Genomic DNA, 22,553 nt, shown 5'->3' with positions numbered 1-22,553 from the left:
CTATATCGTTTTCGGCGCATACATTTGCCATATGAAAATCAAAAAAACGAGCTACTTATTGCTGCAGATTTTATTTGTCATTCTCATCATCGGAATGAGTCTATTGTTTTTCTACTTAATCTAACTTATTAACCCTAAAACCAAAAAATGAATGTTTACAAACCAAACAAACAAATCGTTTAAATGGTGTTTACTGGTATCTTTTTTACTGATAAATATCGTGATGCATGCACAAGAACGAAAAGTGACTGGAAAGATAACTTCTAGTGAAGATTTACTTGGACTTCCTGGTGCTAATGTCTATATCAAAAATTCTTCTGTAGGCGCTTCTGCCGATATGGACGGGAATTATACTGTAATAGTAGGAGAGAAAAATGCTGTTTTAGTTTTCAATTTCGTCGGATTTCAGACTGTTGAAATTCCAGTTGGAACAAAAAGTGTTATCAATGTAAGTTTAAAACCAGATACAAAAGCACTAGACGAAGTTATTGTAGTAGGTTACGGAACTCGTAAAAAGAGCGATATAACGGGATCTGTATCTTCTGTTACGGCAAAAGAGCTTACTGCTTATCCTGTTTTAAGTGCGGAGCAAGCTTTACAAGGTCGTGCTGCTGGAGTTTCGGTAATGTCTAATAATGGTGGCGAACCTGGTGCTCCAACCAAAATTAGAGTTCGTGGAGGAACATCTATCAATGCTAGCGGAGATGCTCTTATTGTTGTTGATGGATTTGCAGGCGTTTCTATGCCAGCTCCTCAGGATATTGCTTCTATTGAGGTTTTAAAAGATGCTTCGGCAACTGCAATTTACGGATCAAGAGGTTCAAACGGAGTTATCATGGTAACGACCAAAAAAGGAAAAGCCGGAAAGCCTGTAATTGAGTTCAGTAATTCGACTTCTGTTCAATCGGTAAATAACAAATTGCATCTTTTGAATGCTGATCAGTTTGCGGCTTACAGAAAAAGTTTTACTACGCATACTCAAGGTCCAGCAGATACAGACTGGCAAGATGTAATTTATCGTGATGGAATGATTTCGAATTCACAATTGTCTTTTTCTGGCGGATCTGATAATGTGAGATATTATGTTTCTGGAACATACTTTAATCAAAATGGTGTGGTTATTAATTCAGGAATTGACAGATACACGATCGTAGGAAATCTTGAGGCCGATTTGTCTTCAAAATTTAAAGTAGGTTTAAACACTTTTACAAGCAAACAGAACAAAGACGGAATTGTAAGCCAGACAAGTGCTGGAGGAACTGGTGCTGCAGGTGTAATTGCATCAGCTTATCGTTTTATGCCAGATAAAGGAATCTACAATGCTGACGGAACTTATACGACAACTGCTCCAATTGGTGATGATATTGACAATCCGTATGCAACAGCAATGGAAAATATTTTAGAAACCGTTTCTGTAACAAACCGAAACAATTTCTTTGCCCAATACCAAATCACAAAAGATCTTGATTTTAAAACTACTTTAGGTTTAACCGATAGTAATTCGCAAACAGGAAGATTTATTCCTTCAACTTTAATTGCCGGAAAAAACATCAAAGGAGAAGCTTCTGTGAACAATACTAGATTTTCTTCTTTCTTGACAGAGAATTATTTGACTTTTAAACGTGAAATTATCGACAAAGGAATTTTGACGGTTCTTGGAGGATATTCATATCAAAAAAACAAAAACGAAAATTCGTATGCGGCTTCAAGAGGATTCTTAACAAATACAAACTCTTATAGAAATTTAGGTGCTGGAACTGTTTTCTTAAAACCTGATTCTGGTTTATCTGAAACGGAATTAATTTCTGCTTTTGGAAGGTTGAATTTTGATTATGCCGACAAATATTTACTAACGTTTACAGCAAGACGAGATGGTTCTTCAAGTTTTAGTAAAAACTATAAATACGGAACTTTCCCTTCTGGAGCAGTTGGATGGAACATTAGTAAAGAGAATTTCTTAAAAGACAATAAAACAGTTTCAAACTTAAAATTAAGAGCGAGTTATGGAGCAACAGGAAATCCTTCAATTGGTGCCTACTCTACTCTTTCTCGATTTTCCGAAATCTATTATGTAAGCGGTGACGTGATTACCAATGCGGTTCAGCTGACTTCATTAGACAATCCGAACTTAAAATGGGAAACGTCTTATCAGCAGGATTACGGAATTGATTTAGGTTTATTTGATAACCGAATCAGCATTACAGCAGATTATTATAAAACGATTACTAAAGATTTGTTGTTTAACAGACCGCTTCCTGGAATTTCTGGAATTGCTTCTCAGCTTCAAAATGTGGGTGAATTGGAAAATAAAGGATGGGAATTGGCTATTAATACCCGAAACTTTATTGGTGCCGATTTTACTTGGTCAACAAACTTTAATATTTCTTCAAACAAAAACAAAGTATTAAAATTGGCCGATAATAAAGACCTTTTGATCAACTCTGCTCCTGGACATTTCTTAGCAACTGAATCGCAGATTTTGAGAGTTGGACAGCCAGTTGGCTCTTTCTTCGGATTTATTTATGATGGTGTAATTCAGCAAGGTGAAGCAGTTTTGCCTGGAAACTTTGAAACTGTTGCAGGTGGAGAAAAATTCAGAGATGTAAATCAAGACGGAAAATTAGATTCTCAGGATAAAACCATTATCGGAAATCCAAATCCAGATTTCATCTTCGGATTCAACAATGATTTCACTTATAAAAATCTTGATTTGAATATCTTCTTCCAAGGTTCAGAAGGAGGTCAAATCTTAAACTATACTTTGATGGAATTGGCTTCTGGAAACAACAACGCTACAACTGAAGTTTTAGATGCTTGGACACCAACTCATACTGATACTAATGTTCCTGCGAATGCTGCGAGAACCAAAAGAATCACTTCAAGATTTGTTTATGATGGAAGTTACATTCGTCTAAAAAACATCTCTTTAGGATATAGTTTAGATGAAAAAATTGTTTCGAAAATGGGATTAAGCAAAGTTCGTTTTTACATCAGTGCACAAAACCTTTGGACGATTACAAATTATCCAGGTACAGACCCAGAAACTAACTACTTAAACGATTCAAATGCTAGAAGCAATACTTATCTAGGATTGGATTACGGCGGTTATCCAAACGTAAGAACGTTTACAGCAGGATTCAATTTAAAATTTTAATCTAAAACCACTATGAAAAAATATATAGCTCTTCTTTGCTTAGGAACAATGACTTTTTTCAGCTGTTCTGATCTAGAAGAAAAACCAGTAGGAATTATTCGTCCAGATAACTTTTTCAATAATACAGACGATTTGCAAGCTGCTGTAAATGGAGCATTTGCCAACATTGCCCACAATAATTATTGGGGAAGAGAATTTACAATTGCTCTAATGCTTCGCGATGACATGGCCGATATTGGCGATAGAACCACACAAGCTGCCCGTATCGATGTGAATGATATGTCTATGAACGATACAAACGCGCTTGTCGCAAACTTTTGGCCTCAATCGTATGTTATTATAACGGCAGCAAATCAGGCGATTGAAGGCGCTAAAAAAACACCCGGAGATCCTGCTAAAGTAAATGCCATTGTGGCTCAAGCTTATTTTGCAAGAGCATTTGCATATTATCATTTGGTGCGTCTTTTTGGTGATATACCTTACGTAGATTTTGTGGTGAATGATGTGAATCAGGTAAATTCTCTTGGCAAAACCAAAGAAGCAGATGTTTACCCAAAAATCATTGCCGATTTAGAATTTGCTAAACAATGGCTGGATGATAAACCAAAAGTAAAAGCCGTTCCTGGAAAAGGTACTGCCGCTGGATATTTGGCTTCTGTTTACTTGACCTTAGGAAACTTTCAAAAAGCGTATGATGAAGCAAAATATGTGATTACAAACGAAGCAAAATTTGGTTTAGGTTTAGATGCCGATTTTCAGGATTTATTCAATGCAACCCAAACAGCTTCATTGAAAGAACCTTTGTTTACAATTGACTTTAATAACTTAACATCTGGAAACTACGGTCAGGATTATACCGCGTTTTTCACAGGATCACTAAAAGATGACAGTTACAGTTATGGGCAAGGTTTCTCGGTTGCGGTTCCTTCTTTAAAAGTATTCAACACTTGGGATCAGAGAGATTACAGAAGAGCGGTAAGTTTTGATACCATTATCAGAAAGAAAACAGGCCCAGGCGGATCGTTGCAAATTTATCCTTCTAGCGATAACGAGAAAGCGCCACGTCCGCATATTGCCAAATATTTCCGTTTTCCAGGGAAAGCTGGTGCTAACGGAAGAACTTCGCAGCACAATTATATCACAATGCGTTTTGCTGAAGTTTTATTGACTGCTGCAGAAGCTTTAAACGAAATTAATCCAGGGACAACAGAAGCAGACGGTTATGTAAACCGTGTTCGTGCAAGAGCGAGAAATAAAGCAGGAAAACTGGTTTCTTTTCCAGCAAATGTAACTCCAGGATTATCTCAGACAGATTTCAGAAAAATGGTTATTGACGAAAGAAGATTAGAATTGGCTTTTGAATATGTAAGATGGTACGACATTAAGAGATTGAAAATCGGACCAGAAGTATTTGGACCAAATGGTTTAGAGCCGCATGCTAATTTTGATCCAAACAGAGATTATTTGTGGCCATTACCAGGAACAGAATTGGCAATTAATCCGAATCTAAAACCAAACAACCCTGGTTATTAATTTAGCATAATTAGTATTGAACATGGATGAAACGGATTCTTTTAAGTCACGCTAAATTGGTTTCCCGCAGATTTAACAGATTGAGCAGATTGAATTAAAAACATTTTTAATCTGCAAGGGAAAAAAAATCTGTCGAATCTGCCAAATCTGCGAGAGAAAAAAAATTACAGATCAACATCTCCGCAATAGAGAATCCGTACAATCTGCGTCTAACATTTTAGTATAGAAACTAAAAATAAAGATTAATTAGTAATATGAATAAAATTAGTTTCATTTTAATCCTTGGGTTTGCATCGCTTGCTACAGCGTGCAAATCTGGGATTAATCCTCAAACAAAAAGCACAACGGCAACAAATAATCTACTCGAAACGCGTTACAAAATGCTGCTCGATTATCCAGTAGATTCTATGTCTATGCCAAGAAGCATGAATGTAAAAACTCTTGAAATTCGCAAAGTTCCGTCCAGAGATTGGACAAGCGGTTTTTTTGCTGGTAATCTTTGGCAATTGTACCGACTAACGGGCGATTCAAAATTTAAAGAACAAGCTCAAAAATGGACTCCTTTCAGCAAAAAAGAAAGTGTCAACAGTAATTCGCATGACGTAGGTTTTAAAGTGTTTTGCAGTTTTGGAGAAGCGCTGAAAGTGGAAAACAAGAAAGAATACGAAGCGGTAATTGTTAAAGGCGCCGAAACTTTATGTACAAGGTTTAATCCAAAAGTGGGTTCTATTCGCTCATGGGATTTCAACAAAGAAATTTGGGATTATCCAGTAATCATAGACAATATGATGAATCTGGAGCTGCTTTTTGAGGCGTCTAAAATATCAGGAAATCCAAAATATCGTGATATTGCAATCCAACATGCTAATACCACTTTGAAAAATCAGTTTAGAGCAGACAATTCGTGTTACCACGTTATCGATTATAATCCGAATACAGGTGAAGTTAGAAAGAAAACGACTCTTCAAGGATACAATGACGATTCGGTTTGGGCTCGTGGCCAAGGATGGGCAGTTTACGGATTTACAATGTCTTATCGCTATACAAAAGATCCCGCTTACTTAAAACAGGCCGAAGCGACAGCAAAGTTTTTTATGACGAATAAAAATCTGCCAGAAGACGGAATTCCGTATTGGGATTTTAAAGATCCTAGTATTCTAAATGCAGCGCGAGATGTTTCTGCAGCAATGGTTATGGCTTCAGCATTATATGAGTTATACGGTTATACTAAAAATAAAACTTATTTGGCTTTCGCCGATAAACTGATGGCTTCTGTACAGACAGACAAATATATTTTAGATGCAAAAATTAAAGCACCTTTCTTGTTTGATCACAGTACTGGAAACTGGCCAAAACACGACGAAATTGATGAACCAATAATCTATGCCGATTATTATTTTTTGGAAGCTTTATTAAGAAAGAGTGACAAAGGTACAAAGTAGCAAAGTGGCAAAGGTTTTCTGCCTTTGAACCTAAAAAACCTTTGAACCTCTGAGCCTTTGAGCCTCTGAACCTCTGAACCTAAACACATATGAAGAATTATAAAAACAATACATTTTCAATTTTTGCACTTTTTGTTTTGTTTCAAATTTGTCTGAGCAGTTTTGCTCAGACAAAGATGAACATTAACGACAACTGGCTTTATTTAGAAAATGACACTCAAAAATTAAGCGAAGCGCAGAAAGCATCTAACTGGATTTCTTTAAACTTACCACATACTTGGAACGCAGAAGATGCAACCGATTTATATCCGGGTTATAGACGTGATGCTAGCTGGTATCAAAAGAAATTAAATATTCCCCAAATCGACAAAAACCGCATTTATTCTTTATACTTTGAAGGTTCGAATGTAACTACAAATGTGTATGTAAACGGAAAAGAAGCTGGATCGCATATTGGTGGCTACATTGGCTTTTCAATAGATATTACCAATTTTATTAAAGAAGGAAACAACGATATTTTTGTTCGTGTGGATAATAGTTATGATATTGAAATTATTCCGTCTCAAAAAAGTGATTTCTTTATTTATGGCGGAATCACGCGAGATGTGTGGCTGGTTTCGAAATACAAAAATCATATTGAGAATTTAAAAATCACAACTCCAGAAGTTTCGGCTAAAAAAGCATCGGTACAAATTGTTTCTTCTTTTGTAAATCCTGGTAATTCAAAGGATTTATCATTAACTATAACACTTAAAAATCCGAAAGGAAAAAAAGTAGTTAGCAAAACAATTCCGGTTACCGACAAAACTTCAACCATCACTTTTGAAAATATCAAAAACCCAGAACTTTGGGATACCGAAAAACCAAATTTATATAGACTGACTGCTGTTTTATCAGAAAAAAATCAAATTAGAGATAGTGTTTCCGAAAAAGTAGGCTTTAGATGGTTTGAATTTAAAGATCACGGTCCGTTTTACCTTAACGGAAAACGTTTATTAATTCGCGGTACACATCGTCATGAAGAACAAGCTGGAGTTGGTGCTGCCATGAGCAATGAACAGCATTGGGCCGATATGAAATCGATTAAAGAAATGGGCGCTAATTTTGTCCGTTTAGCACATTATCCACAAGATCCTGAGATTTATAAAGCTTGCGACGAACTTGGACTTTTGGTTTGGGATGAGCTTCCTTGGTGTCGTGGCGGAATTGGTAATGATGTTTGGAAAACGAATACCAAAAATATGCTAGAGGAAATCATCAATCAAAATTATAATCATCCGAGTATTATCATTTGGTCTTTAGGAAACGAAATCAATTGGCTTCCAGATTTTCCTGACGGAGATAATGCTGATAAAACCAATGTCTTTTTAAGTGAATTAAATGATATTGCGCATAAACTGGATCCTACCAGAAAAACGGCCATTAGAAAATATTATGAAGGATCGCATATTGTAGATGTCTTCTCTCCTTCTATCTGGTCGGGCTGGTATTCTGGAAGTTACAAAAGCTACCAAAAAGCAATTGATGTTTACAAAAAAGAATACAAACACTTTATTCATGCCGAATATGGCGGAGACAGCCACGTTGGCCGTCATAGTGAAAGTCCTGTTACTGGCGAAAATGTGATTAAAGCCGAAGGTTGGGAAGAAGCTATTGTGCAGACTAAAATTGCCAATATTGCGCAAATCGGCGATTGGAGCGAAAACTATATAGTTGATTTATTTGACTGGCATTTGCATATATCCGAGAATGACCCAACGTTTGTGGGAAATATTCAATGGGCATTCAAGGATTTTGCAACGCCATTGCGACCAGAAGACGATATTCCGTATATGAACCAAAAAGGACTTACTGATCGAAACGGAATTCCAAAAGATGCGTATTATGTATTTAAAAGCTATTGGGCAAAAGAACCTTTCACTTACATCGAATCGCACACTTGGACAGAGCGCCAAGGACCTGAAAATACACCGAGAACAATCAGTGTTTTCAGTAATTGCGACAAAGTGACTTTCTTCCATAACGGAAAATCATTGGGAGAAAAACAGCGAAATCTTTCTCTTTATCCTGCTAATGGTTTAACTTGGGATGTCAATTTTGCTAAAGGCGAAAATACTTTAATTGCCGTTGGTAAAACAAAAGAAGGAAAAACGGTTTCTGATACGATAAAAGTCAATTATCGTTTCAATAAAAACGATACGGCTTCTTCGCTGCAATTATCATCAGAAAAACTGAAAAACGGCAATTATTTGGTTACTGCAATTGCGATTGACAACAATAATTTACGCTGTTTAGATTATGAAGCAAGTGTCTATTTTCAATGTTTAAAAGGAGGAAAAACTTTAAAAAATCAAGGAACACCAACAGGCAGCGAATCCATCAGAATGGCAAACGGAAAAGCTTCTATCGAAGTTATTCCTGATGGTTCTGGCAAACCGATTGAAATGACGGCTTTGAACCAGAGCTTTAAGGGAGAATATTTGAAGATTCCAGTTGAGTGAAAAAGGCTCTAAATTGCTAAGGGACTAAGATGCTAAGTTTTATTGTTTCACGCAGATTTAAAAAGATTTAAGCAGATCAAAATTAAATCTGCTCAATCTGCAAAATCTGCGTGAAACAAAATCATTTTAATCCTTATAATCTGTGGCTATAAATAAAGTATTCATTCCAAAAAAAATACAATTACAAAACAAATTAATACAAAAAATGAAAAAACTATTAACCGCACTACTCCTAACCTCTTCCGTTTTGGCGTCTGCGCAAAATCTAATCTCGAATGTACCCAACCGAAACACCACTTCTTTAAACGGAGTCTGGAATTATATTATAGATCCATATCAAACAGGTTTTTACAGCTTTCATCTTGACCAATACGACAAAAGTGAAAAACCAGCAAAAGGAGCTTTTTTCACCAATCATCATGCTCAAAACAAACAGGAATTAGTAGAATATGATTTTGATAAATCGCCTACAATCAATATCCCAGGCGATTGGAATTCGCAGGTTACAGAACTGAAATATTATGAAGGAAATGTTTGGTTTAAAAAATCTTTCGATTATAATCTAGCAACCAATAAACGTCTGTTTTTATATTTAGGCGCTATAAACTATAAAGCTGATGTTTATTTAAACGGAAAAAAACTAGGAACACACGAAGGCGGTTTCACACCGTTTAATTACGAAGTCACTTCGATAGTAAAACCAACAGGAAATTATTTGGTTATCAAAGTTGATAATACGCGTCATAAAGAAGATGTTCCGACTGTAAATACCGATTGGTGGAATTATGGCGGCATCACGCGCGATGTGACTTTAATTGAAGAAGAATCATCGTTTGTGGAAGATTATACTATTCAGCTGAAAAAAGGTAATGCAAATGTGATTTCGGGGTTTATCAAAATCAATAATTTGGATGCATCAAAAAATCAGGTTTCAATTTCTATTCCTGAATTAAAAATCAACTACAAAGGAAAAGCTGACAATAACGGAGTTTTAAGCTTCGAAATTCCAGCGAAAAAGATTTCTTATTGGTCACCAGAAAATCCGAAATTATACAATGTTATCATTGACTTTAATGGGAAAAAACTAAACGATCAAATTGGTTTTAGAACTATCGAAACAAAAGAAGATAAAATTCTATTGAATGGAAAACCAGTCTTTTTGCGCGGAATTTCGATTCACGAAGAAAATGCCAAAGGCGGACGTGCAAATTCTCAGGAAGATGCTTTGCGTTTATTAAACTGGGCAAAAGAATTAGGCTGTAATTATGTTCGTCTGGCGCATTATCCGCATAACGAGAATATGGTTAGAGAAGCTGATAAACTAGGTTTAATGGTTTGGGAAGAAATTCCGGTTTACTGGACAGTTGAATTTAAAAATGAAAACACCTATAAAAATGCTCAAGATCAATTAACTGCCGCTATTACAAGAGATAAAAACAGAGCCAGTATTGTGATTTGGTCAATGGCAAATGAAACTCCAATTTCTGAAGCTAGAAATACTTTCATTAAAAATTTGGCATCTCACACCAGATCATTAGACAATACTAGATTAATTAGCGCTGCTTTATTAACCAAAAAAGAAATTATTGATGATCCTATTGGAGAAGTTTTGGATGTTGTAGCTTTCAACCAATATTTGGGATGGTATGGCGGAAACTTGGAAGATGCTGAGAAAATAACATGGAAATCTAAATACAACAAACCTGTTTTTGTGTCTGAATTTGGAGGTGATGCCAAAGCGGGTTTTCACGGAGAGAAAAACGAACGTTGGACTGAGGAATATCAGGAATATTTATACATTCAGAATTTAAAGATGATTGAAAAAATTCCTCACTTAAGCGGGACAAGTCCGTGGATTTTAGTTGATTTCAGATCGCCAAAAAGATTGCTTCCAGGTATTCAGGACGGTTACAATCGTAAAGGTTTAATTTCAAATGATGGCGAAAGGAAAAAGGCGTTTTATATTATGCAGGATTGGTACGCTAAAAAGAAAAAGGAATATCAGAATTAATTCGTCATTACCAATTCATTAACAAAAAATAGGATGCAAATTATATGATTTTTCTTCATTATTAATTTACTTTGTAGTTAATCTAAAAATTGTAAACCATGAAAAAATTCTATTTACTAGCAGTTACTTTGTTTGCTGCTTTTACAGTTCAGGCTCAAGACATCGTAAAATTTGCTCCTCTTGATGCAAGTCCAGTTGATATTTCGTATTTCCCAAACAAAGCGGTGAAATTCAAGAAAACAGATAATCCAAATCCGGTTGTTAAAGTGCTTTATGCAAGACCTTCTGTAAAAGGAAGAACTATTTTTGGCGATGTTGTAAAGTTTGGTGAAGTTTGGAGAGTTGGTGCTAATGAAAACACAGAAGTTAAATTCTATAAAGATGTAACAATTGGCGGAAAAAAAATTGCTGCAGGAACATACAGTTTATTTGCTATTCCTGAAAAAGACAAATGGACTATTATCATCAACAAAGAACTTGATTTATGGGGTTCTTATGCTTATGATGAAAATAAAGATGTGGTAAGAGTTTCAGTTCCTGTAAAACCAGTTTCTGAAGTTATCGAAGCTTTATCTATTGCATTTACAGCTCAAGGTAATGTAGCAAATCTTGTTATTGGATGGGATAAAACAACTGTTGAGTTGCCAATTACAGTTAAGTAATTAATCGTTTTTAAGATATAAAAAGAGGCATCTAATATGCCTCTTTTTTGTTTATATAATTGCATTTGCAAACACAATCGTATGTAAATATAACCCGTGGTTTCAACCACGGGGACGCTAAGCATATAACATTACGTATATTAAAATACGTTTCCCGTGGTTGAAACCACGGGCTATGTTTAAAATTGGAACGTAAAACAGGAAGAGACATTTTTCAATGTCTCTTCCTGTTTTAAACCTTAACAGTTTCTATAATTTTATCCAATGTAATCGGCAAATCTCTAACACGTTTTCCGGTTGCATTGAAAACCGCATTGGCAATTGCAGGCGCCATTCCGACCAAAGCTGTTTCTCCAAGACCTTTTGTTCCCATTGGGTTACTTATCGGGTCTTTTTTGTTAACGAAGAAAACTTCTTGTTTTTCAATATCTGCGTTTACAGGAACATGATAATCGGCGAAATTATTATTAATTGGACGGCCAAAACGGTGATCGATTTCCAGTGCTTCCATCAATCCCATTCCGATTCCTCCTACTGCTCCACCAAACATTTGTCCCGCAGAAGTTTTCTGGCTTATTACGGTTCCAATATCAGCGCAAGACACAACATGAGCCAATCTTATTTTACCCAAATTCGGATTCACTAATACTTTTACAAAATGAACCGAAAACGAATAAATTGAATATTTCTTCGCTTCTTCAGCAGCTTTAGAAACATTTTCCACTTCAAAATCCTCTAATTTATTACTGCTTAAAAGTGCTGCTAACGTAACCGTTTTAGATTTGTCTTTTTTAGAAGAAACCGCACCATTTTCAAAAGTTAAATCTGTTAGAGCAATTCCTTTTAAAGCAGGATTTTTACTTCCTACTTCAATTATTTTATTCAATAATAAATTGCAAGCATCATGAACCGCAGAACCAACAGATGAAGTCGTTGCCGAACCTCCTTGCGTTGGACCTTTTGGCAAACCGCTTTTTCCCATTTCGATAATTACGTTTTCTGATGGCAAACCAATTACTTCAGCTCCAATAGCAGTCATCATGGTGGCCGTTCCTGGCCCCATATCGTTTACACTGCATTGTAAGACTAAATCGCCATTCGCTAAAAATTTTGCCTTTACAGAAGTTGCACTTCTATAGCAACCAAAAGTTCCTGTACCCATTCCGTAACCAACCAGCCAGTTTCCTTCTTTCACAGAACCGGGTTCATTTTTACGGTTTTTCCAACCAATACGTTCCATTCCCCCTTCGTAACATTCTAAAAGAAATTTACTGCTCCACGGTTTATTTTGTTCCTGATCTTTTTCGGCATAGTTCAGCTTGCGAAATTCAATCGGATCTAAGTTTAATTTATATGCCATTTCATCCATCGCACATTCTAAGGCAAAAGAACCTGTCGCTTCTCCCGGTCCACGCATCCAGATTGGCGTGCACGTATCTAAAGGCACAATTCTGTAACGTGTAGAAACATTTGGACAATCATAAATAAATCGGGACATGTTTACGGTTCCTTCCATGAAATCTTCATAGCTTGAAGTCATTGCAACAGCTTCGTGCGTTAAACCTGTCAGTTTTCCATCTTTTGTTGCTCCAAGACCCATTTTCTGAATCGTGTAAGGTCTAAAACCAACATTAGTAAACATCTGCTCGCGATGCAGTACTAATTTCACAGGACGATTCAATTTTTTAGCTCCAATTAAAGCTGCGATTTCATACGGCCAAGTGTGCAATCCCATTCCGAAAGCACCACCAAGATATTCTGCATGAACCTCAACATCTTCTACAGGCACTCCAAAAACTCCAGCAACACTTCTGCGTGTTCCTTCGACACCTTGACTTTTTGTATATAAGATTGGTTTATTTCCGTCCCATTTGGCTATGATATTTGCCAGCTCCATTGGGTTATGCACCTCAGTTGGAATGGTATATTCGGTTTCTAAAACAATCTCAGCATTTTTATAACCATCATGTTCACCACGATGATAATCATTTCCTTTATCGGTTTCGACTTTCTTTTCTTTTTCAGCTGCTTTTTTAAGTTCTGTCGAATGTTCTTCTTTAAAATAATCGGCTTTAATTAAACTCGCGGCATATCGCATACGTTCAAAAGTATCGGCAATTACTAAAGCAATCGGCTGATCGTAATACAAAACCGAATCATCTTTAAAAATCTGCAACGGCTGACCAAAATTATGCTTGTCTTTTGCTTTTTCGTAGCCAACAGGTTTATCTACATTCAAGTGCGTGATTACTGCCAGAACTCCTGGTGCCCATTCCGCTTTTTTTGTGTCAATGGTTTTAATTCTTCCTTTTGCAATCGTACTTCCTACCAAACAGGCATAAACAACACCTGCCGTTTTATACTCTGCCGAATAAGTTGCTGAGCCCGTTACTTTAGCAAATCCGTCAACTCTATTAATATTACTTGTCTTGCTCATAATTTAATTATTTTGATGTTGCTATTGTAAGTGCTTCTGCTACTGCATTCTCTCCAAGCGTTAATTTAAAATTATTATCACCGAATCCTTTTGCGCCTTTCATAGACAAATGGCCTGCTTGTTTAAATAGATCTTCAGAAACTGTTTTTCCTTTCAGGAATTTTTCTGTTTCAGTCAATCTCCAAGGTTTATGTGCCACACCTCCCATTGCCAATCTGACATCATTTATGGCATTATTTTTTATATCTAAAGCCACCGCAACAGACACCAATGCAAAAGCATAACTCGTTCTGTCACGAACTTTTAGATAATGAACATTTTTAGTAAAATTATTATCTGGAATTTCAACTGAAGTAATCAATTCTCTGCTGTCTAGCGTATTGTCTTTTTCAGGCGTATTTCCCGGAAGTCTATGAAAATCGGTGAAATCAATTTCTCGCTTTCCTTTTGGTCCTTCTACCAAAACTTTCGCGTCAAGCGCTGCCAAAGCCACGCACATATCACTTGGATGAACGGCAATACAACTGTCCGAAGTTCCAAAAACAGCCGCCATTCGGTTCGAACCACCAATCGCACCGCATCCGCTTTTTGGAACACGTTTGTTGCAAGGCATATCAATATTGTAAAAATAAGAGCAACGTGTTTTCTGCAACATATTACCTCCAACAGTTGCCATGTGTCTTATTTGCTGAGAGGCTCCAGCTGCTAAGGCTAATGCCAACAAAGGATGTTTTTCTTTTATCGAAGCATCTTCTGCAACCTGACTGTTTTTTGCCAAAGCACCAATCGAAACTTTTCCTTTTAAAAACTCAATTTTCTTTAAATCTAATCCGTTAATGTCAACTAATTTATCTGGAGCAACGATATTCTTCTTCATTAAATCGACCAGATTGGTTCCTCCTGCAATAAACATAGAAGAATTGTCTTTTGCTTTTCCCGTAACTGCCGAAGAAGACGACAAAGCTTTAATTATCTGAAAGTTTTTCATATTTCCTTCCCTCCTTCCTTCACTTCGGTTATAGCATCAACGATGTTATGATAAGCACCACATCGGCAGATATTACCGCTCATATATTCACTGATTTCTTCTCTGCTGTTAGCATGCCCCTCTTTAATACAAGCAATTCCAGACATAATTTGTCCTGGCGTGCAATAACCGCACTGAAAACCATCGTGTTTGATAAAAGCTTCCTGCATAGGATGTAGTTTTTTTCCTTTCGAAAGCCCTTCGATTGTAGTCACTTGCGCGTTTTGCTGCATCGTTGCCAAAGACAGACACGACAAAATTCTAGTTCCATTTACGTGAACAGTACACGCACCGCATTGTCCGTGATCACAGCCTTTCTTAGTTCCGGTAAGCTGTAATTGTTCGCGAAGCAAATCCAATAAAGTTGTTCTTGGTTCGATATTGAGATTGTGTTTTGTGCCATTTACTTCAATAGAAAGTGGTACAGTTTCTAAATATTCCGCTATTTTTTCATCCCATTTCTTTTCTGAAGCCATAACCAATGAAGGTGGCGTTAGGGCAAGAGCGGTAAAAAGTCCTGATTTCTTTATAAAGTCACGACGGGAGCTAGTGTCTTCCGGTGTTACTTTATCCTGATTTGTTTTTTTAGAAGCCATTCAATCTATTTGTTAAATTAGCAAATTCGCTTTTGTATTCTAACAAATTTAGCGATCTTATGTAAGAAAAAATTATAAAATTCAAACATTACTCTTATTTAGAATAATTTCAATTTTGTTGTTTTTTAAACACAAAGACGCAAAGGTTTTTCGCAAAGTTCGCAAAGTTATTTTTCTCTCGCAGATTTGGCAGATAATGCCGATTTTGAATACGATGAAAAGATCTACACAGATTCTTTATGATAGAAATAAATAAAAAATCTGTTTAGATCTGCAAAATCTGCGAGAAACAAAAAATTATACACATTAAAATTTTGCGTTCTTTCCGAAAACCCTTTGCGCCTTTGCGGTTAATTTTTTCACGTAGATTAATTCTGAAATTGTATTTTTACTGAAATAAGCCCAAATTATGCCACAACAAGAAATCATTTATCTTGATAATAATGCCACGACCCGTGTTGATGAGCGTGTTGTGAATGCAATGCTTCCATATTTTTCTGATTTGTATGCAAATTCAACAGGAACACATTTGGCGGGACTCACGGTAAAAGAAGCTGTTGAAAATGCGACATGGCAAACGGCTGATTTGATAAATGCTGATGCTGATGAAATCTTATTTACTTCGGGCGCAACTGAAGCGATAAATTTGGCAATAAAAGGTCTTATCGATCAGGAACGAAAACATATTATTACGGTTCAGACCGAACATAAAGCCGTTCTTGAAACTTGTCGGTACATGGAAGATATTGGTTTTGATGTTACTTATCTTCCAACTGCTGGCGATGGTCTTTTAGATATTCAACTTTTAGAAGAAATAACTACAGATAAAACACTGGTTTTCATCGGAATGATTTCTAATAACGAAACAGGTGTCACACAAAATATCAGTGCGATTTCTAAAATATTGAAAGCCAAAAATGTACTTTTTATGTGTGATGCGACACAGGCGATTGGAAAAATTCCTGTTGATGTAAAAAAATTAGGAATTGATCTTTTGACTTTTTCCGCACATAAATTTTACGGTCCGAAAGGAATTGGCGCTTTACATATTTCGGCGAAAGCCAAAATAAAATTGACTCCTCAAATTCTTGGAGGCGGACAACAAAGAAAATTACGAAGCGGAACGCTAAATGTTCCCGGAATTATCGGTTTAGGAAAAGCATGTGAAATAGCTGTTAATGAACTAGAAAAAGATCAAAATAGAGTTTCTTTATTACGAGACAAACTTGAAAAAGGCTTGTTACAGTTTGATGGTTCTTTCGTTAACGGAAATACTGAAAATCGAATTTATAATACTTCAAATATTTGTTTCCCAGGCGTGAATTCAGAACAACTAATTTTGGCTTTGGGGAATATTTCTGTTTCAAACGGAGCTTCTTGTTCGGCTGTTATTTCTGAACCTTCGCATGTTTTAAAAGCAATGGGATTATCGGATGAAGACGCTTTGAGTTCGATTCGTTTCAGTTTAGGACGTTTTACAACAGAAGAAGAAATTGATATTGCTGTTGAGCGAGTTTTGAGTTTAGCTGTTCAGTTTGCCACTAAGGCACTAAGACTCTAAGTTTTTTCTTTTTCTTATGTTTTTAATCTCGCAAAGGCGCGAAGGCGCAAAGTCTTTTAATATTTTTTTGTGTTGCGTCCAGCTTTAGCTGGATGAAAAAAGACAGCCTGAAAAAAAAGGCTTTAGCCAAACAAGTTTTAGTTTGGCTAAAGCCTTTTAGTTTGTAATCCATCAAATACTCCAGTTAAAACTGGAGCCAATTCATAAAAATCTTCGCGCCTCTGCGACTTTGCGAGATTAAAAAACAAAAAACTTAGAGTCTTAGTACCTTAGTGGTAAAATCAACAAATCAACTTATTATAATCTTCCTCCGTGTCAATATCAATATTCCCTTTTTCGAAAAGAACTGAAACTACATCTTCAGCATATTTTTTAATGAGTTTTTTGGCGCCTTCCTGTCCTTTCAATTCTAGAAGTTCTTGAAAGTATTTTTTATGAAATAAAACTGGAGTTCCTAAAGTTTCAGAATAAGCAGAGGCTGCAATTCCTTTTTTAGTTTTATTGGCTTCAACAATTAAATTTTCAAAAATGGAATGAGTTACAAAAGGCTGATCGCAAACTGCTAAAATACATTGTTCAGAATCAGGATTTTGATGTAATAATTGGTTGACACCTTTTACGATCGAAGAAGACATTCCGTTTTCCCAATCAGAATTGAAAGAAAATGTTATTTCAGACAAATTAAGCTCTTTTTCGATTAAATCATGGCTTGAACCTGTTACGACTATTACAAACGAATTTTCGACCTTCAAAGCTTCTGAAATGGTCTTTTTCAGCAAAGTTGATTCTTTATATAGCAACAATTGTTTTGGTCTGCCTAATCTAGAAGAATTACCTGCGGCCAAAATAATAATACCTGTTTTATTTTTAAATCTAGCCTCCATAATGAATTTCATCATGAATTTTACCCGATTTGTATTTTAAAGAAGTTCCAGCACGTTCAGAGGCAACAGCTTTAATTTCAGAAACAATTGATAAAGCGATTTCTTCTGAAGTTTCAGCACCAATATCTAGACCAATGGGACTGTGAATTTGGCTTAACTGCTCGTCATTTACTATAATTCCCTCCTTTAGAAGATCATCGAGCATTCGGCTAAATTTTGACTTTGGGCCGAGAATTCCAATATAATGACAATTGGTTTCCAATAGTAATTTTAAAACTGCCAAATCGTATTTGTAATTGTGAGTCATCAAAAGAAAATAAGTCTGATCATCGATCTTCACATTATCTAAAAATTGTTCTGGTTTGACAACCTCGACCTGATTGGCTTTAGGAAAACGTTTAGCTGTTGCATGCGTCGCACGTCCTTCACCAATACTGGTTTTCCATCCTAAAACAGAAGCCATTTTTACCAATGGCTGAATATCATTTCCTGCTCCAGCAATTACTAGCGAAATAGAAGGTTTTATGTATTCTATTAAAGCTTCGCTGTCGTTTTCCTCCTGAAGTTTTTTCACCAAAGAAGTTTTAGTTTTCAACACTTCTTTTACATCCGAAATTAAACTTAAAGCTTCATTATTATGATTTAAAACAGGGCTGTCTTTTCTAAAAAACAAAGTTGTGCCTATCTGGAGAGCATTTCTTTTTAAAGAAAAAACAGTTACAATTACTGCTTCTTTCCTTTCCAATTCCAATTGCTGTAAAAGCTGAATCGGATTGTTTTCTATCTCTTCGTTTATATATTCAAAAAGAATATGGACAATTCCGTTGCATCCAAGCTGCAAACCTACCTCTACATCATCTTCATTACTCGTATTATAAGTTACAAGTTTATTTTGCTTCTGATTGATTGAAAGAAGTGCTTTTCGCAACGCATCTCCTTCTAGACATCCTCCGCTTATTGCGCCAGTAAGCATCCCGTCTTCCGTAACGAGCATACGGGCACCGGGCTGTCTATAAGATGATCCTTCAACTTTAACTACAGTAGCCAAAGCTGTTTTCTTTCCTGACTCTTTTGCTTCTGAATAAGCTTTAAGAATTTCGTTGATTTCTTTCATAGGTAATTATTTCACCAATAGAAATAAGCGTTGATGAATCTGTTTAACAGTTTAAAAATAAAAAATATTGCAAACATACAGACAAGAAGAGACATTTATGTTTAAAGATTGTGTTTAATTTATTTGGCTTAAAATAATTTATTATAGTTATGATAATCATTTTTTCAAATTGATGTATGATTTATATTACTAAGTTTTGTATTTTTATCAATAGCAAAATTTTATATTACCTAACTTTAAAAGTAAACTACATGGGAAAATTTGTAATCACTACTAGAGCCAACGGAGAGTTCCAGTTCAATTTAAAAGCTGGTAATGGTCAGACCATTCTAACGAGTGAAGGCTATACTACAAAAGCAGCCTGCAATAATGGTATCGAATCTGTGAAAAAAAATGCACCAGACGATGATCGTTATGATAGATTAGAATCAAAAAGCGGAAAACCTTATTTTAATTTAAAAGCAGGAAACGGTCAGATTATCGGTTCGAGCGAGATGTACGAAAGTGTAGCTGCTAGAGAAAATGGAATTGAATCTGTGAAGAAAAATGCTCCCGATGCAACTATAGATGATCAAACGGCATAATTGGAAACTGTTATAAAATAAAAAAGCGAGGTAAATGCCTCGCTTTTTCTATATAAATATATTGAAGTATTGTTTTAATCCAATAAAAAGACAATCAATCCTCTTGCGCCATGAGCTCCAAGAACTAAAGACTGTTCGATATCTGCCGTTTTTGAAGGGCCCGCGATAAAAGTTCCGAAACCGTATTCCATATTTCCGATTCTTTGATACGCTTGCTGCATGGTTGGCACGAGATCTTTTTTATGAACGATGATAGCTAAATATTGTGCTATGAAAGGCGCAACACGCTGTCCTAAAATATCATCTGTAACCCAAAGTCCGCTGTTTTCTGCCACGCCAAAATGTGCTTTTACAACCGTTAATTCAACGTCTTGAAGCGAATGCGGATCTACTGCTTTCCAATCTAAAGAAGCAATTTCAGAAAGTTCTGGAAGCGTTGTAATTAATCGTTTCTCCAGATTATAATTGGATTTGATGTAATTGATGATTTCGTTATAATCGGCAACTTCTACAGAATCACCTCCAATTCCTTTTAAAACCGTTTTATAGGTTTCTAAAACATCAAATTGTTCAGAACCTAAAAGATTTAGATCAGGCAGTTCTGCAACCTCATTAGGCTGATTCAGTTTTATTCTTTTTAAAATTTCGCCTTTACTACTCATTTCCTTTTTCTTTAGATTCTCGCGAATTTTTCTTGTACCATTCTCTAAAAGATTCTTCTGGAACATCTGGCATTTCGCGCTGATCGTACCATTTATTCATCTTATTATTGACCATTCCTGGAATGTTCTTCATTACAAATCGTCCTGATTTTCCAGCAATATTAAAAACCGTTGGATTTGCTAATACCGTTGCCATCGTTTTCATCGCCACTGTTTTTGCTTTCGGCGTATGGCCTTCTTTCACCAAAACCTGACGCCATTTGTACAATTGATCGTGAATGTCAATTTTTACAGGACAAACGTTGGTACAAGAACCGCAGAGCGTACTGGCAAAAGGCAGATCGGCATTTTTGCTCATATCTAAATTTGGTGCTAAAATAGAACCAATTGGTCCCGCAACCGCATTATGATAGCTGTGTCCGCCGCTTCGTCTGTAAACGGGACAAGTATTCATACACGCACCGCAACGAATACATTTCAAGGAATTTCTAAAATCTTCTCTTCCTAATTGTGTACTTCTTCCGTTGTCTACAATCACGATATGCATTTCTTTTCCGTCTCTTGGTTTCTTAAAATGACTTGAAAAAGTAGTAATAGGCTGTCCCGTTGCGCTTCTTGCTAATAATCTCAAGAAAACCCCTAAGTGTTCTCTTTTCGGAATCAATTTCTCAAATCCCATACAAGCGATATGAACGTCTGCTAAATGTGCACCCATATCGGCATTTCCTTCATTGGTGCAAACCACAAATTCTCCTGTTTCTGCAACAGCAAAATTGACTCCTGTTAAAGCCACTTTTCGAGTCAAAAAAGTATTTCTCAAACTATGACGCGCTGACTCTGTCAAATATTGCGGGTTGAAATTTCCTTTCTCTGTACCTAAATGTTCGTGAAAAGTTTCGCTTACATCTTCTTTCTTTAAGTGAATCGCCGGAAGTACAATGTGGCTTGGAGGTTCTTTACGAAGCTGAACAATATATTCTCCCAAATCAGAATCGATTACTTCAATTCCTTTTTCGGCTAAATAATCATTTAAATGACATTCTTCTGTAAGCATAGATTTGGATTTCACCATTTGCTTTACATCATGTTTAGCCATGATAGAATGCACAATTTCGTTGTGTTCTTTGGCATCTGCTGCCCAATGTACAATTATCCCGTTTCGTTGCGCATTCGTTTCAAATTCAACTAAATAATCGTGAATATTAGAAAGCACATTAAATTTGATTTGAGAAGCGGTTTCACGCAACAGTTCCCAATCTGCTATTTGGTGGGCTGATTTATCTCTTTTTGCACGCACAAACCAAAGTGTTTCATCATGCCAATTGACACGCTCTACATCTTTGTTAAACTTGGCTGCGGCTTCGCTGTGCTGTATTATTTTTTCTGATGACATCTTATAAAAGTTGTTTTACCATTAAGACATTAAGTAAATTAAGCTAAACTTTATGAACTTAATTTCTTAGTGATGAAAAGAAAATTAAGTTTTCTAAAATCACTTAAATCTCTTATTTTTTTACCAATAGATATTTAAACCAAGCTTTATGAACTTAATATCTTAATGGTAGAAAAATTAATTTTCGAGTGAATTTAATATTTCAGCTATGTGAATGGTTTTGATTCTGCTTTTTTGCCTTTTTAGAATTCCGTCCAAATGCATCAAGCAAGACATGTCTCCGCCTGTAATATAATCCACATCATGACTTTCGTGATCTTTGATACGATCTTGTCCCATTTTTACAGAAACGGCTTCTTCAGTAACACAGAAAGTCCCGCCAAAACCACAGCATTCGTCTTTTCTAGTTAAAGCAACCAAATCAAGACCTTCTATACTGTGCAATAATTGTTCAGGTTTAGAGAAAAATGGTGCGTTTAATTCAGACATTTGCGAAAGCTTTAATCCACGCTGACCGTGACAGCTCACGTGCATTCCCACTTTAAACGGAAATCTTCCGTCAATATGGTCAATTTTTAAAATATCTGTAATAAACTCTGTAAGTTCGTAAACAGTATTTCTAATTGCCGTTGCCTTCTCTTCTTGTTTTTCGTCATGCAAATGGTCTTTTACATGCAAAACACAACTTCCAGAAGGACAGACTATGTAATCAAATCCAGAAAAATTGGCAATAAAATTGGCATCGCATCCTTTCGTTAAATGTGCATAACCGCTATTTGCCATTGGTTGTCCGCAGCAGGTCTGTCCCATCGGAAATTCGACGTCACAACCTAATTTTTGTAACAATTCGTAGGTTGCAATTCCTACTTTTGGATAAAATTGGTCGACATAACAAGGTATAAAAAGTCCAATTTTCATGTTGTAGTATTTAGTGTGTTGTTCATTTAGGCGTGTACTGTAAAAATGTAAAAAATACGTTTCTCAGCAAATTT

The 22,553-nt window shown here is 36.0% G+C and carries 16 protein-coding genes; 8 read left to right on the top strand and 8 right to left on the bottom strand.

All coding sequences use genetic code 11. The annotated features are described in order from the left end of the window. The first annotated feature begins 151 nt into the window (after window positions 1–151). The 6 genes from AAYQ05_RS12795 (at window position 152) to AAYQ05_RS12770 (ending at window position 11,303) form a co-directional block, all read left to right on the top strand. Window positions 152–3,154 carry a SusC/RagA family TonB-linked outer membrane protein gene (locus AAYQ05_RS12795; RefSeq protein ID WP_343543811.1) on the top strand — a complete coding sequence of 1,001 codons (3,003 nt, stop codon included), beginning with the start codon at window positions 152–154 and terminating at the stop codon, window positions 3,152–3,154. A 12-nt stretch (window positions 3,155–3,166) separates the two neighbouring features. Further along, on the top strand, window positions 3,167–4,687 hold the full coding sequence (locus AAYQ05_RS12790; RefSeq protein ID WP_343543810.1) for a RagB/SusD family nutrient uptake outer membrane protein: 1,521 nt from the start codon (window positions 3,167–3,169) through the stop codon (window positions 4,685–4,687). A 254-nt stretch (window positions 4,688–4,941) separates the two neighbouring features. Further along, the gene (locus AAYQ05_RS12785) at window positions 4,942–6,129 is read left to right on the top strand and encodes a glycoside hydrolase family 88 protein (protein WP_343543809.1); all 1,188 of its coding nucleotides are present in this window, start codon (window positions 4,942–4,944) and stop codon (window positions 6,127–6,129) included. A gap of 89 nt (window positions 6,130–6,218) precedes the next feature. Next, window positions 6,219–8,630, top strand: a complete 2,412-nt coding sequence (locus tag AAYQ05_RS12780; protein ID WP_343543807.1) for a glycoside hydrolase family 2 protein — start codon at window positions 6,219–6,221, stop codon at window positions 8,628–8,630. 205 nt (window positions 8,631–8,835) lie between these two features. Continuing rightward, window positions 8,836–10,641 (top strand): glycoside hydrolase family 2 protein, encoded by a 1,806-nt coding sequence (locus AAYQ05_RS12775; RefSeq protein WP_343543805.1) that lies wholly within the window; start codon window positions 8,836–8,838, stop codon window positions 10,639–10,641. 98 nt (window positions 10,642–10,739) lie between these two features. Further along, on the top strand, window positions 10,740–11,303 hold the full coding sequence (locus AAYQ05_RS12770; RefSeq protein ID WP_343543804.1) for a DUF2911 domain-containing protein: 564 nt from the start codon (window positions 10,740–10,742) through the stop codon (window positions 11,301–11,303). Between the two features lie 232 nt (window positions 11,304–11,535). On the opposite strand, the gene AAYQ05_RS12765 is transcribed toward AAYQ05_RS12770, so the two are convergent. From AAYQ05_RS12765 to AAYQ05_RS12755, 3 genes are read right to left on the bottom strand one after another with little or no spacing between them, the layout of a single operon-like run. Further along, window positions 11,536–13,740 (bottom strand): xanthine dehydrogenase family protein molybdopterin-binding subunit, encoded by a 2,205-nt coding sequence (locus AAYQ05_RS12765; RefSeq protein WP_343543802.1) that lies wholly within the window; start codon window positions 13,738–13,740, stop codon window positions 11,536–11,538. 7 nt (window positions 13,741–13,747) lie between these two features. Beyond that, a complete protein-coding gene (locus AAYQ05_RS12760; protein ID WP_343543801.1) occupies window positions 13,748–14,728 on the bottom strand; it encodes an FAD binding domain-containing protein in 981 nt (326 codons plus the stop codon). Continuing rightward, entirely contained in the window at window positions 14,725–15,363 is a 639-nt protein-coding gene (locus AAYQ05_RS12755; RefSeq protein ID WP_343543799.1) for a 2Fe-2S iron-sulfur cluster-binding protein, read from the bottom strand. Before AAYQ05_RS12755 ends, AAYQ05_RS12760 begins: the two co-directional genes overlap by 4 nt. A 409-nt stretch (window positions 15,364–15,772) precedes the next feature. Here AAYQ05_RS12755 and AAYQ05_RS12750 point away from each other — a divergent pair, with 409 nt between their 5' ends. Continuing rightward, complete coding sequence (locus AAYQ05_RS12750; RefSeq protein ID WP_343543797.1) at window positions 15,773–16,924, top strand: cysteine desulfurase family protein; 1,152 nt, start codon at window positions 15,773–15,775, stop codon at window positions 16,922–16,924. Between the two features lie 281 nt (window positions 16,925–17,205). On the opposite strand, the gene AAYQ05_RS12745 is transcribed toward AAYQ05_RS12750, so the two are convergent. Then, a complete protein-coding gene (locus AAYQ05_RS12745; RefSeq protein WP_343543796.1) occupies window positions 17,206–17,823 on the bottom strand; it encodes a nucleotidyltransferase family protein in 618 nt (205 codons plus the stop codon). Continuing rightward, window positions 17,798–18,922: an XdhC family protein gene (locus AAYQ05_RS12740; protein ID WP_343543794.1), complete on the bottom strand. Its 1,125-nt coding sequence runs from the start codon at window positions 18,920–18,922 to the stop codon at window positions 17,798–17,800. The genes AAYQ05_RS12745 and AAYQ05_RS12740 overlap by 26 nt, the downstream gene beginning before the upstream one ends. Before the next feature lie 251 nt (window positions 18,923–19,173). Here AAYQ05_RS12740 and AAYQ05_RS12735 point away from each other — a divergent pair, with 251 nt between their 5' ends. Continuing rightward, the gene (locus tag AAYQ05_RS12735; protein ID WP_111367166.1) at window positions 19,174–19,506 is read left to right on the top strand and encodes a YegP family protein; all 333 of its coding nucleotides are present in this window, start codon (window positions 19,174–19,176) and stop codon (window positions 19,504–19,506) included. Window positions 19,507–19,580: 74 nt separating this feature from the next. On the opposite strand, the gene AAYQ05_RS12730 is transcribed toward AAYQ05_RS12735, so the two are convergent. The 3 genes from AAYQ05_RS12730 to AAYQ05_RS12720 all read right to left on the bottom strand — a co-directional run bounded on the left by AAYQ05_RS12730 (window position 19,581) and on the right by AAYQ05_RS12720 (window position 22,479). Then, on the bottom strand, window positions 19,581–20,168 hold the full coding sequence (locus AAYQ05_RS12730) for a LutC/YkgG family protein (protein ID WP_343543791.1): 588 nt from the start codon (window positions 20,166–20,168) through the stop codon (window positions 19,581–19,583). After that, window positions 20,161–21,561 (bottom strand): lactate utilization protein B, encoded by a 1,401-nt coding sequence (locus AAYQ05_RS12725; RefSeq protein ID WP_343543789.1) that lies wholly within the window; start codon window positions 21,559–21,561, stop codon window positions 20,161–20,163. The genes AAYQ05_RS12730 and AAYQ05_RS12725 overlap by 8 nt, the downstream gene beginning before the upstream one ends. A gap of 177 nt (window positions 21,562–21,738) precedes the next feature. After that, window positions 21,739–22,479, bottom strand: a complete 741-nt coding sequence (locus AAYQ05_RS12720) for a (Fe-S)-binding protein (protein ID WP_343543788.1) — start codon at window positions 22,477–22,479, stop codon at window positions 21,739–21,741. Window positions 22,480–22,553: the final 74 nt, after the last annotated feature.

The organism is Flavobacterium movens (assembly GCF_039581425.1).
In the GTDB taxonomy this organism is placed as follows: Bacteria; Bacteroidota; Bacteroidia; order Flavobacteriales; family Flavobacteriaceae; genus Flavobacterium; species Flavobacterium luteolum.
The sequence above is the reverse complement of the archived record's forward strand: the minus strand, read 5'-3'. Positions and strand labels throughout refer to the sequence as shown.

What these genes read in the sequence shown, in the direction of transcription:
- AAYQ05_RS12795 (WP_343543811.1), top strand. Translation starts at nt 152, where the DNA reads ATGTTTACAAACCAAACAAACAAATCGTTTAAATGGTGTTTACTGGTA.
- AAYQ05_RS12790 (WP_343543810.1), top strand. Translation starts at nt 3,167, where the DNA reads ATGAAAAAATATATAGCTCTTCTTTGCTTAGGAACAATGACTTTTTTC.
- AAYQ05_RS12785 (WP_343543809.1), top strand. Translation starts at nt 4,942, where the DNA reads ATGAATAAAATTAGTTTCATTTTAATCCTTGGGTTTGCATCGCTTGCT.
- AAYQ05_RS12780 (WP_343543807.1), top strand. Translation starts at nt 6,219, where the DNA reads ATGAAGAATTATAAAAACAATACATTTTCAATTTTTGCACTTTTTGTT.
- AAYQ05_RS12775 (WP_343543805.1), top strand. Translation starts at nt 8,836, where the DNA reads ATGAAAAAACTATTAACCGCACTACTCCTAACCTCTTCCGTTTTGGCG.
- AAYQ05_RS12770 (WP_343543804.1), top strand. Translation starts at nt 10,740, where the DNA reads ATGAAAAAATTCTATTTACTAGCAGTTACTTTGTTTGCTGCTTTTACA.
- AAYQ05_RS12765 (WP_343543802.1), bottom strand. Translation starts at nt 13,740, where the DNA reads ATGAGCAAGACAAGTAATATTAATAGAGTTGACGGATTTGCTAAAGTA.
- AAYQ05_RS12760 (WP_343543801.1), bottom strand. Translation starts at nt 14,728, where the DNA reads ATGAAAAACTTTCAGATAATTAAAGCTTTGTCGTCTTCTTCGGCAGTT.
- AAYQ05_RS12755 (WP_343543799.1), bottom strand. Translation starts at nt 15,363, where the DNA reads ATGGCTTCTAAAAAAACAAATCAGGATAAAGTAACACCGGAAGACACT.
- AAYQ05_RS12750 (WP_343543797.1), top strand. Translation starts at nt 15,773, where the DNA reads ATGCCACAACAAGAAATCATTTATCTTGATAATAATGCCACGACCCGT.
- AAYQ05_RS12745 (WP_343543796.1), bottom strand. Translation starts at nt 17,823, where the DNA reads ATGATGAAATTCATTATGGAGGCTAGATTTAAAAATAAAACAGGTATT.
- AAYQ05_RS12740 (WP_343543794.1), bottom strand. Translation starts at nt 18,922, where the DNA reads ATGAAAGAAATCAACGAAATTCTTAAAGCTTATTCAGAAGCAAAAGAG.
- AAYQ05_RS12735 (WP_111367166.1), top strand. Translation starts at nt 19,174, where the DNA reads ATGGGAAAATTTGTAATCACTACTAGAGCCAACGGAGAGTTCCAGTTC.
- AAYQ05_RS12730 (WP_343543791.1), bottom strand. Translation starts at nt 20,168, where the DNA reads ATGAGTAGTAAAGGCGAAATTTTAAAAAGAATAAAACTGAATCAGCCT.
- AAYQ05_RS12725 (WP_343543789.1), bottom strand. Translation starts at nt 21,561, where the DNA reads ATGTCATCAGAAAAAATAATACAGCACAGCGAAGCCGCAGCCAAGTTT.
- AAYQ05_RS12720 (WP_343543788.1), bottom strand. Translation starts at nt 22,479, where the DNA reads ATGAAAATTGGACTTTTTATACCTTGTTATGTCGACCAATTTTATCCA.